This is a genomic window from Myroides odoratus (assembly GCF_965118575.1).
GTDB lineage: Bacteria > Bacteroidota > Bacteroidia > Flavobacteriales > Flavobacteriaceae > Flavobacterium > Flavobacterium odoratum_B.
The window spans coordinates 51454-63729 of record NZ_CBCPHW010000005.1 but is presented as its reverse complement, the minus strand read 5'-3'; the positions used below and the strand labels follow the sequence as shown (position 1 = coordinate 63729).

General features: G+C 34.8%; 12 protein-coding genes and 4 tRNA genes. 3 read left to right on the top strand and 13 right to left on the bottom strand.

Annotated elements, in window-relative coordinates:
* Positions 1-9: 9 nt before the first annotated feature.
* Together ACMHJ2_RS05515 and ACMHJ2_RS05510 are read right to left on the bottom strand one after the other, a co-directional pair.
* Positions 10-1137 carry a DUF4105 domain-containing protein gene (locus tag ACMHJ2_RS05515; protein WP_413511962.1) on the bottom strand — a complete coding sequence of 376 codons (1128 nt, stop codon included), beginning with the start codon at positions 1135-1137 and terminating at the stop codon, positions 10-12.
* A gap of 5 nt (positions 1138-1142) precedes the next feature.
* Positions 1143-2219: a PorV/PorQ family protein gene (locus ACMHJ2_RS05510; RefSeq protein WP_413511961.1), complete on the bottom strand. Its 1077-nt coding sequence runs from the start codon at positions 2217-2219 to the stop codon at positions 1143-1145.
* A gap of 148 nt (positions 2220-2367) precedes the next feature.
* Here ACMHJ2_RS05510 and ACMHJ2_RS05505 point away from each other — a divergent pair, with 148 nt between their 5' ends.
* Positions 2368-3108, top strand: coding sequence for a CDP-alcohol phosphatidyltransferase family protein (locus tag ACMHJ2_RS05505; RefSeq protein ID WP_413511960.1), 741 nt, complete (start codon positions 2368-2370; stop codon positions 3106-3108).
* Between the two features lie 241 nt (positions 3109-3349).
* Here the strand turns inward: ACMHJ2_RS05505 and ACMHJ2_RS05500 are convergent, their stop codons facing one another.
* Positions 3350-4096, bottom strand: a complete 747-nt coding sequence (locus ACMHJ2_RS05500) for an NYN domain-containing protein (protein ID WP_413511959.1) — start codon at positions 4094-4096, stop codon at positions 3350-3352.
* Between the two features lie 88 nt (positions 4097-4184).
* Positions 4185-4757, bottom strand: coding sequence for a TIGR00730 family Rossman fold protein (locus ACMHJ2_RS05495; protein ID WP_413511958.1), 573 nt, complete (start codon positions 4755-4757; stop codon positions 4185-4187).
* Positions 4758-4914: 157 nt separating this feature from the next.
* Here ACMHJ2_RS05495 and ACMHJ2_RS05490 point away from each other — a divergent pair, with 157 nt between their 5' ends.
* Positions 4915-7308, top strand: a complete 2394-nt coding sequence (locus ACMHJ2_RS05490) for a TonB-dependent receptor domain-containing protein (RefSeq protein ID WP_413511957.1) — start codon at positions 4915-4917, stop codon at positions 7306-7308.
* 94 nt (positions 7309-7402) lie between these two features.
* Here ACMHJ2_RS05490 and cls read toward each other — a convergent pair whose 3' ends face one another.
* The 9 genes from cls to idi form a co-directional block, all read right to left on the bottom strand.
* A complete protein-coding gene (gene cls / locus ACMHJ2_RS05485; RefSeq protein ID WP_413511956.1) occupies positions 7403-8884 on the bottom strand; it encodes a cardiolipin synthase in 1482 nt (493 codons plus the stop codon).
* Between the two features lie 126 nt (positions 8885-9010).
* A tRNA-Thr gene (locus ACMHJ2_RS05480) sits at positions 9011-9084 on the bottom strand.
* Positions 9085-9123: 39 nt separating this feature from the next.
* A tRNA-Thr gene (locus ACMHJ2_RS05475) sits at positions 9124-9197 on the bottom strand.
* Between the two features lie 39 nt (positions 9198-9236).
* Positions 9237-9310 (bottom strand) — tRNA-Thr (locus ACMHJ2_RS05470).
* A gap of 40 nt (positions 9311-9350) precedes the next feature.
* Positions 9351-9424 (bottom strand) — tRNA-Thr (locus ACMHJ2_RS05465).
* 81 nt (positions 9425-9505) lie between these two features.
* Complete coding sequence (locus ACMHJ2_RS05460; protein WP_413511955.1) at positions 9506-9769, bottom strand: hypothetical protein; 264 nt, start codon at positions 9767-9769, stop codon at positions 9506-9508.
* A 55-nt stretch (positions 9770-9824) separates the two neighbouring features.
* Positions 9825-10793, bottom strand: coding sequence for a type I phosphomannose isomerase catalytic subunit (locus tag ACMHJ2_RS05455; protein ID WP_413511954.1), 969 nt, complete (start codon positions 10791-10793; stop codon positions 9825-9827).
* Positions 10794-10889: 96 nt separating this feature from the next.
* Entirely contained in the window at positions 10890-11306 is a 417-nt protein-coding gene (locus ACMHJ2_RS05450) for a 6-pyruvoyl trahydropterin synthase family protein (protein WP_413511953.1), read from the bottom strand.
* Positions 11303-11839, bottom strand: a complete 537-nt coding sequence (idi, locus tag ACMHJ2_RS05445) for an isopentenyl-diphosphate Delta-isomerase (RefSeq protein ID WP_413511952.1) — start codon at positions 11837-11839, stop codon at positions 11303-11305. The genes ACMHJ2_RS05450 and idi overlap by 4 nt, the downstream gene beginning before the upstream one ends.
* A gap of 168 nt (positions 11840-12007) precedes the next feature.
* Here idi and ACMHJ2_RS05440 point away from each other — a divergent pair, with 168 nt between their 5' ends.
* Positions 12008-12247 (top strand): hypothetical protein, encoded by a 240-nt coding sequence (locus ACMHJ2_RS05440; protein ID WP_413511951.1) that lies wholly within the window; start codon positions 12008-12010, stop codon positions 12245-12247.
* The last annotated feature ends 29 nt before the right edge of the window (positions 12248-12276 follow it).

Sequence of the window (12276 nt, the reverse complement as noted above, 5' to 3'; positions counted from 1 at the left end):
GTTTGTTATTTATTCTCTACTTCTTTTTAGAAGAACCGTTTTGAATTCTAAAAATAAAGTTGCCATAGTTAATACACACAAAGGTAGTGTTATTATTAACTTTTCTGAGAATAAATTCAACACAACATATAACATTAACAATAATACAACAGCAATTACTAATGAATACTTAATTTTATTCGTTTTATTAACAAATGGAATAAATATTAACAAAGGATTACATAAAAAAATCACATTATTCCATAATAGTTCTCCATGCAGAGAATAAAATCCAACGAACAAGAAAAACAAACCAAAAACTCCCATAACAATAAAGTAGATATGGCGTATAATTCGATTGAAAGTAAGCCCTAAAATGAATAGACTCAAAATAGAAGCAAACCAATAGGTATTCCACCAAATACTACTAGTTGTAGAGGGTTTCGGCTGAAAAATAGTTACCTCTTGTTTTACTAAAGGTTGATCTCCATTCCTGGTGTTTGATAATCCCAACTGAAATTTATCGGGCAAAAACAATACGGTTGATTTGTGATCGACTTTATTTCCGAAAATTAAATTAATTCCCAATTTCTCAAAATAGCGATTTTCCAGATAGGTATTTAAAATACTTCGATAGGTTGTTGTATTTCCTTCAACTGCTACTTCTACAGGAGTAGGTAAAATTTCATTTAATACATCTACTACTTTTACGGTACAGTTTTTATCAATAAATTTATAGGTATAAAAGCGATTCTCTTCTTTTAGGGATTCATTTAAATGGTCCCAAATCTTTTGTTTTTGTTCTTGAGATAAATTTAACTCTTGTTCTACCACTGATCGATTATCATAGGCATAACTGAGGACAAAATCTTTATACCCTTCGTAATCCACAAAATAAAGTAAATCTCCTTTGACGAATTTGGAATAGAAATTAGGGGTACTAAAATCAAACATTCCGTAATTGTATACCCGATCAATTCCTTCTGCAGGGTCGAAAACTCGAATAGCCGTATGTCCAAAAAGAGAATACAATTGCCCTCCTGTTCCACAAGTTAATATACTTATTTGCGCTTTCTCAGAGAGTGCTCTATCGGAGATGTTTCCATAACTAAATTGCAAAGCAAAAACAGCGAAGAACAGTACCCATACTTTTTTCATTTTTCTTATTTTCTAAAAATTCCTAAATCTAATTTTAACGAGAAAACGTTAGAGTAAATAGCGGCACTTTGATCGCCAATATCCGTTAAGGCATAATCTACTTGTATTCCTTTATAGTGAAATCCTACCCCTATATTCGGTTGAAACTCTAATTTTTCTGTATTATCCATCTGTCTATTGTTTTGAAAGTTACCTACACCACCGCGTACGAATACAAGATTTGCATAGCCAAACTCAACGCCTAAAGAAGGGGTCATGCTCATGGATCCACTAGAAACCATCGCATTCGTTTCTGCAAATTCTACATGAAGTGCTAAAGCGGTTAACATATTCAAGTTTCGAGTCAATTGAAAATTTTTCGAAACCCCCATTTGCAATTTAGGCAAGGTAATCTCTGTTGTTTCGGGTAACTCTTGATTCATACCTTCAATGGCCCCTTGTACTTTACTGTATTCTTTTTTGTTGATATTCCACATATTATAGGTTGTGGTTATATCGCGGGCCATCACCCCAAACATCCATTCAGACTTGGTTTTGTACTGCACCCCTACATCAAACCCAAATCCCCAGGAGTTGGCAAATTTCCCTATGATACGCCGTACAACTTTAGCATTAACTCCATACGTTAATCCTTCAATTGGCGTCGTACGGGCATAAGATAATACAAAAGCATAATCCGCAGCAGAAAATAAACTGATTCTATTGTAATCTATATTTCCATTTTGGTCAATTAATTCGGTTGTATTCATAATATCATCTACCCCAAAGCGGATAATAGAAATTCCCAAAGCACTTTTTTCGTCCAGAGGCATCGCAAAGGCTCCATAATCGTATTGTGCTATATTGGCAAAGTAACTGGCATGCATTAAGGCTACTTGTTGCTCTTTCAATTGTATTAACCCCGCGGGATTCCAATAGACTGCATTGACATCCTTACTAGATGAAACTACACTATTAGCCATTCCCATCGCAACCGCATCTACACCAATATTCAAAAACTCATTGGAATACTTTCGCGCTTTTTGCGCATAAGTTGTAAATCCTATACAAAGCAGTAACGTACCTATTGTTAGCTTTTTCACAGACTTCTTTTTATTATTCATACTAAGTTGTAAAAATAGTAAAAAACTAAAAGGCTAGGAAGATATTATTATTACTAAGTTTAGTATACCTTTGTATATGAAATAAAGTCAGTATATATAAACTATACGGAGATAAAATTGAATATACATGAAAAAACACTTGCCCAATTTCATTACTTTACTTAACCTTCTATCGGGTTTAATTGCTTGTATCTATGCCTTTGATGACAATATCCTCATGGCCTTTATCTGGGTATGTATTGGTATTTTCTTGGATTATTGGGATGGATTTTTAGCTAGAATCCTCAATGTTAAAAGTGAGTTAGGCCTTCAATTAGACTCTTTGGCTGATATGGTAACTAGTGGTGTTGTACCTGGATTAATTATTTACAAACAACTAGCGAATATTCAAGAAACGCAAGGTTTATATAACCTTACCCCTGAGACCTATTATATGGCTCTTGTTCCTTATTTAGGCTTTATTATTACCCTAGGAGCGGCGTATCGATTAGCTAAATTCAATATTGATACCAGACAAACGGATTCTTTTATTGGATTGCCAACACCTGGAAATGCGCTTTTCATTTTAAGCTTACCGCTTATTGTGAGCACAACGAGTTCGGAAGCAATCATTACTTTTTTGAGTAATCCTTATGTTTTAGTGCTTATCAGTGTATTGAGTGCTTATATTATGAATGCTGAATTACCGTTGTTCTCCTTAAAAATTAACCCGAAAAATTTAGGCGCTTATAAATTGCAATTAGGTTTTGTTGTGGTATCGCTACTTCTTTTACTTGCTTTACACTACTTAGCCATTCCGATTATCATCCTACTATACATTTTGCTTTCAATTGTAAAAAATATAACAACTAAAAAAGAAATAGTTTAAATAAAAAAGGTCAGCTGACCTTTTTTATTTAAACTATTTACTATACATTCCATTCTTGAGAAATCAACATTCTTTTCTCAGCGGATATTAAAAGCAAAATCTATTATTTTTTTTTAGCAATTGATTCAAAGGCATAAAAACTACACTATCAGTAAGCAGATACCTCAAAATTAGTAAGGTTCAGTTTCGACCAATAGCTTCAAATTCGACCAATAGCTTCAAAAAAAAAGTAACCCGAGGGTTACTTTTTCTTTATTAAAGGATGATTTAATCCTTTCACATTGTTATTAATAACCTCATAGCCTTTGAGGTGTTTAAACATTTCTGTTAGATTTCTAAATCCATAATCACGTGAATCAAAACTGGGGTCTAATTTTCGAAGGTTATTCCCTACCGTCGAAATATAGGCTTCTACTTCTTCATCCACTGACATATCAAAAGCTTTATCAATCAAGCGTACTTCTTTTTTAGTAATTGTGAGCACATCATTATCCTCCTCTTCTACTTGTTTTTTCTCTTGGCTAGCCGTTTTCTCCGCTTTAACGGGTTTAGGCATTAAAGTTTCACAATACGTAAAAATCTCACACGATTGTACAAAAGCATTGGGTGTTTTCTTTTCTCCGATTCCCATGACAAATATTCCTTCTTCTCGAATTCGCTTAGCCAAACCGGTATAATCACTATCACTTGATACAATGCAAAATCCATCTACCATTTTAGCATGTAGAATATCCATTGCATCAATAATCAAAGAACTATCTGTGGAATTTTTTCCTGAGGTATAGTTAAATTTTTGAATAGGTGAAAAAGATAAATCATTTAGTAAATCTTTCCAACTATTCATTTGAGGTGTAGTCCAATCCCCGTAAATACGGCGAATCGTAACCTTTCCATATTTAGAAACTTCAGCTAATATGTTCTCTAATAATTTAGCTTGTGCGTTATCTCCATCGACGAGAATCGCTATATTGTTGTTGTTTTTTTCCATTTTTTAGTCTTATAGAAACTTAAGTAGGTAAAATACGAAAAAAAAAGGTGCTAATGTCATATTTTACTCTTTTTTCGCACACTTATGTTCAATCTTTGCCTACCAATTTCCCAACTTTAGGCGCTTCATACACTTTCATTTGATACAGTAAATCATCGATTGAAGTGGATACAATGATCATGCTTTTGTGTTCCTCTTTTAAAAAACCTTGTTTTACCATGGTATCCACCATTTGTAACAACGGATCATAGAAGCCCTCAACATTAAATAAAGCGATTGGTTTTTTATGCAACCCCAACTGTCCCCAGGTCAATACTTCAAAAAATTCTTCCAGCGTTCCATATCCTCCAGGTAAGGCGATAATTCCATCAGACAATTCATCCATCTTCGCTTTGCGTTCGTGCATCGTATCGACAAAAAAAAGCTCACTTAAGCGAGTATGTCCCAATTCAACATTGGCTAAAAAATGAGGCAATACGCCAATTACTTCTCCTCCTTCTGCTAAGGCTCCATCCGCAACAGCTCCCATTAAGCCTACTTTTGCTCCTCCATACACAACTCCAATTTGATGTTGTGCTAAGGTCTGACCTAACGCTACAGCACTTTGTAAGTATTCTGCTTTACTGCCCGCACTTGAACCACAAAAAACGGTATATCTCATACATTTATATTTCTTCTAAATAAGCCTCAACAACCTATTAAACAACAGGTTGTAAACTTAATTTACATTTATTAAACTTTTTATATTATTTACAATGTAACAAAAGTAACTCTTTTTAGTCTATTAGAGTAGACAAAAACCTAATTCAACTAATCCAATGAATTCAAAACTATCATTATTGTTTTTTCTTCTGTCTTTCTGTGGTATCTATGCCCAAAGTTCAGTAAAAATAACAGGTCGTGTACTTGACAAAAATCTTAATGAAGCCATTCCGTATGCGACAATTACCTTAAAAAAGGGGGATGCGGTTATCACAGGAGGAATGACTGCAGACAATGGAACTTTTTCTATTAATGCACCAGCTGATACCTATAACTTAGATATCCAGTTTATTGGTTATACCCCTTTTCACAAAGAAATAACCTTAAAAAATGCAACTGATTTGGGAACGATTTACCTCGTAGCTGAATCCACAACTTTAGCTGATGTGAATATAGTTGCTGAACGATCAACCATTGAACAAAAAATTGATCGAAAAGTAATCACAGTCGGAAAGGATTTGACTACTGCTGGTGCTACTGCTTCAGATATTATGAATAATATTCCATCAGTTAACGTAGATAAAGATGGTAAAATTTCATTAAGAGGAAACGAAAACGTACGAATTCTAATTGACGGAAGACCAACCAATATGTCTGCGGAACAATTGTTAAAACAAATTCCCTCTACCTCAATTAAAAGTATTGAATTGATTACCAATCCAAGTGCAAAATACAACCCTGAAGGGATGTCAGGTATCATCAATATCATTTTACACAAAAATACGGCGAATGGATTCAATGGTTCTGTAGATAGTGGAGTTACTATTGCCAAAAACATTCAATCAACGACTTCGCTAAACCTCAATTACAGAGAAGGCAAATTTAACTTTTTTGGAAATGCCAGTTATTCAGATGGAAAATCTACGAATAATGGAGCTATGTTCCGCGAGGATATCTTATCGCCAACTGCGATAAATATGTGGAACAAAAATAAAAACATCTTATACAAAGTAGGGGTTGATTATTATATCAACGATACTAATACGTTGTCTTTTTACACCAATCAAAGTACAAACAAGAGTAGTGTTGATTTAAAAACAACGACACTTTATCCAGATCATTCATTTGATGATATTTTCCAAAAAACTTTTTATGACAATAAGAATACGTTTAGTACCTATAACTTAGCATACAAACACTTATTTGCTAAAAAAGGACATACCTTAGATGTAGAAGTAAACCACAACATCAATAAAGCAGATATGGATGGGGATTACCAAACCCAATTGGGTTTAGCTAATGCTTTATTGTATCAAGATGGAAACGACGATAAAAACACCTTAACAACCGTTAATATCGATTATGTAAATCCACTCAATGACCATACAAAGTTAGAATTAGGTGCTGAAGGTAGAATTTCGAGAGCGGATAATGTCTTTAATTCAAATAATCCTCTAATACCGGTTAGTCAAGCACATATTGACAACACCTATGATCAAGATATATTTTCTGCTTATGCAACATTTGGTCAAACGTTAGGCAAATTCAATTATCAAATTGGAACAAGAGTAGAAAGTTATAAAGTAGATTCAAAATTGGATGGTCTATCTACCTTTAAAGATGATTATGTAACTTTATATCCTTCAGTTTATGTTGGATACAACTTAACCGATAATGATATGTTTAATCTAAGCTACAGCCGTCGTGTAGATAGACCAAGTGTTAGACAAACGAATCCTGTTCGTCAGTTTTCAACGCCGTTGATGACTATGGTTGGAAATCCTGAATTGAAACCACAATTTACCAATTCGGTAGAATTAAACTATACGCGATTATTTGCCAAAAGAAGTAGCGTTACCGCTGGTGTTTATTACAGACGCATTAATCACGAAATCAATCACGTAATTTACGACGACCCTAATAACGACAATCCAAATGCTTTACTTATGACTTTTGACAACTATAAGTCAAACGATGCGTATGGTTTTGAAATTTCTGCTAACTTAATTGTCACTCCGTGGTGGGATATGCAACCTGCTATTGATTTTTCGAGTATCAAACAAACTGGGTTTGTATCCCAATTGGATGCTTCAGGCACAATGAATACTGTATTGCGAGATATTACAGCAGATGCCTTTAATGCACGTTTAAACAGTAATTTTAAGGCAACTAAGAATCTTCGTTTTAATTTATTTGGATTCTATAGAGGAGCCGTTGATGGCATTACCTCAGATGGGCAAGAAATGTACAAAATTGACGCGGGTGCTCGTTATGCTTTGTTAGACAACAAGCTAGGTATTAGTGTTAGATTCAACGATATTTTCAATACGATGTCTTACAAATTCAAAACAAAATATCCTTATCCATCAACTGGAGAATTTACCTGGGAAAGTCAATCCGTATATATTGGTGTAAACTATACCTTTGGTGGTGGAAAAGGTCGTTCATTACAAAGAAAAAACAGAGATACAAATACTAAACAAAGTGGAGGATCAGGAGGATTATTCTAACGCTTTACCAAAAATTTTCAATTATTACATACAAGAGGACACCCCTAAAAAGGTGTTCTTTTTTTTATGTCCTACTGTCTTAGGTATTTTTCACTTACAACAAAGGAGATAACAAACGCAAGAAGCTATTTTTTAATCGATGCCATTTAGAGCGTTTATTCCACAGTTCTAATTCTAATTTAATGGAGTTTTTACAATCCTCTTCAAACATTAAACGCATTTGATGGGCAAAATCCATGTCGTAGACAACCACATTCACTTCAAAATTCAAATCAAAACTGCGATGGTCTAAATTACAGGTACCAACAGAGCTAATCCCAGCGTCAATAACCCAAGTTTTAGCATGGATAAATCCCTTTTTATAGAGGTAAATCTCAACACCCGATTCTAATAATTCTTGAAAATAGGATTCTGAAGCTAGCTTTACCGCTAGAGAGTCTGTAATACCTGGCAAAAGTAATTTGACTTTTTTACCGCTAAGCACGGCCATCTTAATAGCTAATTGTAAGGATTCATCTGGGATATAATACGGAGTGGTAATACATATCTCTTGTTCTGCTGCTTGAATGGCTTGTATGACACTAAAAAGAATAGAGGGTACATCCGAGTCAGGACCTGAAGCAATTACCTGTAAAGGCATTGTTTTGGCGTTTTCAAAATGGATTTTCGGAAAATAATCAGCGGAGAAGTAAATATTTTCTTTGCTACAAAAATTCCAATCCGTTAAAAAAACGTGTTGCAAACCATAAGCACCACTTCCTTCTATTCGAATATGGGTATCTCGCCAAAAGAAATCACTTTCGCCTTTTCTACTGTTGTCATAGCGATCTGAAATATTAATACCTCCCGTATAGGCAATTTGCCCATCAATCACAACTATTTTGCGGTGATTACGGTAATTTAAACGATTTGCTAAGGCGAGTAGAATAATCTTATTAAATGCAAAAGCTTGTATCTTGTGTGCCTGCATATCCTTCACAATATTTTTGCGAATACTTCGGCTACCAAAATCATCATAAATAAAGCGTACTTCTACGCCTTCTGCCGCTTTGACCTTTAATAAAGCTGCAATTTCTTGTCCTATTTCATTATTTTCATAAATGTAATATTCGATGTGAATATGGTGCTTTGCTTGTTTAATATCCGCTAATAAACGCGGAAAAAAAGCTTCTCCATTTTGCAATAATTCAACTTCATTATCCACCAATAAAGGCCCCTCCCCTACAATAGCATTAGATAGCAATTTAACAAACGATCGATTTTTTTCAATGATGGGATGTCCTTGTTGCTTTAGGTCGAGGTGAATTTCCCCTAAGCGTTTATACAAGCGTTCTGCGTAATTATCATTCGCAACTAATTTTTTGGAATACATTTTTCGTCTTCGGTAATTAATTCCAAAGGAAAAATAAAAGATGATACCAAAAATAGGCACGAAGAAAACCAATAAGAGATAGGCTAGTGTTTTAGAAATCGAATCGGTATCATAGATAATCCGAACAGCCACAAGGATGGCAATTAGGAAATAAGCCACTTCCCAATAAATAACCCATTCTGATTCAAAAAATAAGGATATCATAGTTCAAATTCTTTGTGCTGTTGAGTTAAAGTAAAATAGATTTTACTTTAAACAAGAATTTAAATTTAAGAATTCTTTGGAGATAAATAAAATAAAAAAAGCTCCCTACAAGTAGGAAGCTTTTTGAGCCGATGGAGGGACTCGAACCCACGACCTGCTGATTACAAATCAGCTGCTCTAGCCAGCTGAGCTACACCGGCAATCTACATTGCCTTGCAATAGTTAATTTTCAAAATTTGAGCCGATGGAGGGACTCGAACCCACGACCTGCTGATTACAAATCAGCTGCTCTAGCCAGCTGAGCTACACCGGCGACTCAAATTGTCTTGCAATACTTAATCTTCAAAATTTGAGCCGATGGAGGGACTCGAACCCACGACCTGCTGATTACAAATCAGCTGCTCTAGCCAGCTGAGCTACACCGGCGACTCAAATTGTATTGCAATATTTAACCTTCAAAAAATTGAGCCGATGGAGGGACTCGAACCCACGACCTGCTGATTACAAATCAGCTGCTCTAGCCAGCTGAGCTACACCGGCGACTCATTTTTCGAGTGCAAATATAACACGCTTTTTCAATCTTGCAACTGATTTCGCGTGTTTTTTTTTGCTTTATTTTAATTACAAGTTGTTAATTTTTTCAACTAATTGACCTGCAACATTTTCCAATTTTACAAAAACACCTTTAAAGTGCGTTTTTTTATTTTCAACTCCTTTTGCGTTGATGTCAATGATCAATTCATCAAAACTTGTCAAGGCTTCTTCAATCAATGCAGATGTTTGCTCTGTAGCTCCACCTAATGCCAATTCATGGATATAAATTGCTTCAATAATATCCCCTAATACTTGGTGAATATCTTTTTTCAAACTTTTTACGCTTGCCATAATAATCTATTTAATTTTAAACAAAAGTACATATTATCTTCCCGATATCGATTATCTAGTCGATATATATTTCTAACAATGTTGCATGACCTAATGCAACTAAATTTTCTACTGAGGCAGGAATCAAAATCGTTTGCCCTTGCTTAATCTCACACGTCAATTCATTAATCTGAAGCTCACACATGCCTTCTGTACAAACATAAAGGTAAAAACGATCCAAGGGCTTCTGAAGTGTATATCGTTCTTCTAAAGGGATAAAATTAACCGTGAAAAAAGGACAAGAAACCAATGGATTGGCTTGATTCGCTTCTTTCGTATACGAAAGTTCGACTTGTTTTTTTTCATAATTAATTGCCTCTAAAGCAAGATCTACGTGTAATTCTCTGGTATGTCCTTCACTATCAATCCTATCCCAGTCGTAAACGCGATAAGTAATATCTGATGTCTGTTGAATTTCTGCTAATAAAACGCCACCGCCAATAGCATGAACCGTTCCTGTTTGTATAAAAAAAGCATCGCCTTTTTTTACAGGAATTTCATTTAATATAGCTGGAAGTGTTTTAGTATGTAAATGTTGCAGGTAATCTTCTGGTGTAACTCCTTCTTTAAAGTCAACAACAACTCTAGCACCAGGGTCTGCTTGCATGACATACCACATTTCGGTTTTCCCTAAAGTATCATGTCTTTCTCTTGCTAATTCATCATTAGGATGTAATTGAATAGATAAATCTTCTTTTGCATCTAAAAACTTGAATAGCAAAGGGAATTGATAGCCAAAAGCCGTCACAATGTACGAGCCTAGCATATCGGTTGGATAGGTTTTAATAAGGGCTTCTAAACTTTGTCCTTTATAAATACCGTTGGAAACAAGGCTTACATTTTCAGGAACATTTGAAATTTCCCAACTTTCTCCAATTGAATCAGAAATTTGTTGTTTTCCTAAAACAGTATGCAATTTTACGCCACCCCAAATTCTATCTTTTAGGATGGGTTCAAACATCATTGGATATTGTATAAAACTCATAGGCTTAACTTCTTCCTCATTTTACAGTACCCATTTCTAAGGAATACTGCCTAAAACAAGACGCAAATGTACAACTTTTAATGGATTCTTGGCATGTTAAATCCCCTCTCCTTTAAAAGTTACAAAGTTTCTAGAAGTTTCATACAAAACAACCTCTAATTCTTTATTATTTTCAATAAAAGGCCTTAATTTTTGCCAAATCACTACAGCTATATACTCTGCCGTAGGAATTAGATTCCTGAATTCTTTCACATCTAGGTTTAAATTCTTGTGATCAAAAGCTTCTTCTATCTCCGCTTTTATTAAATCAGATAACTCTTTTAAATCCATGACAAAGCCAGTTTCAGGGTCAACTTCTCCAGTAACACTAACGATTAACTCATAATTGTGCCCGTGAAAATTGGGGTTATTACATTTGCCAAATACGGCTTGGTTTTTCTCCTCATTCCAATCCGGTCGATGCAATCGATGTGCTGCATTAAAATGGGCTTTTCGGCTAACTGTTAATCTCATGATACTTTAATTTGATGTGCTTCAATATGAGGATAAAACTCAGAAAAAATAATTTTAAACCACGCCGTATAAAGTTGAGGGTTCTCTTCCATATCTCGTTTTACGGCTTCAATACTCATCCATTTCCAAGCTTCAACTTCTTCTGGATTAATCAAGGGGGCGTCATTTGAATAGCCCACCAAGACATGATCAAATTCATGTTCGGTAAGCCCATTATCAAAAGGGGCTTTATAAATAAAGTGAAACACATCTTTCAATTCTACTTCAAATCCCATTTCCTCTTTCAAACGGCGTTGTCCCGCTTCAATATTGGTTTCTCCAACTCTTTGATGACTGCAACACGTGTTTGCCCATAATAAAGGTGAGTGGTACTTTTCAGCTGCACGTTGTTGCAACATAATCTCGTTTTTATCATTTAAGATAAATACGGAGAATGCCCTATGCAGCAAAGCTTTTTCATGCGCCTCTTGTTTGCCCATGGTACCAATCTGCTCATCTTGCTCATTAACTAAAATCACTTGCTCTTCAATCATACTGAGTTTCAAATTTATTTTACTTCCAAAAGTACAAAAAACAAAATAGGAAACCAACCAAGCCAAAGAGTATAAAACGATTTACACCGCTAGGGTTATTTTCAAAAGTTTAGAGCTTTGCCCTTTACATCCTAGTCAATTTACTTATCTTTGCCCTTTACTTATTCTATGGAACGATTAATCAAACTTATTTGGGATTTTAGAGGCCCTGATGCAGAAAGAATAGCAGAGCATCATGTGATTCACTTGCGTGAATTTGTTGCTTTGGAAAAATTGCCTCTACCCCATATAGGTAAAGAGGTAATTAATGAAATGCACAGCATAGCCTATTTAGTTGTAAACGACCAACAAATGAAAGAGGTAAGAGATGTTTTAAAACCACATCGCGGAGAATTATACGAACAGTAACAAATCCAGATACCTCTTGTAAAATAGGG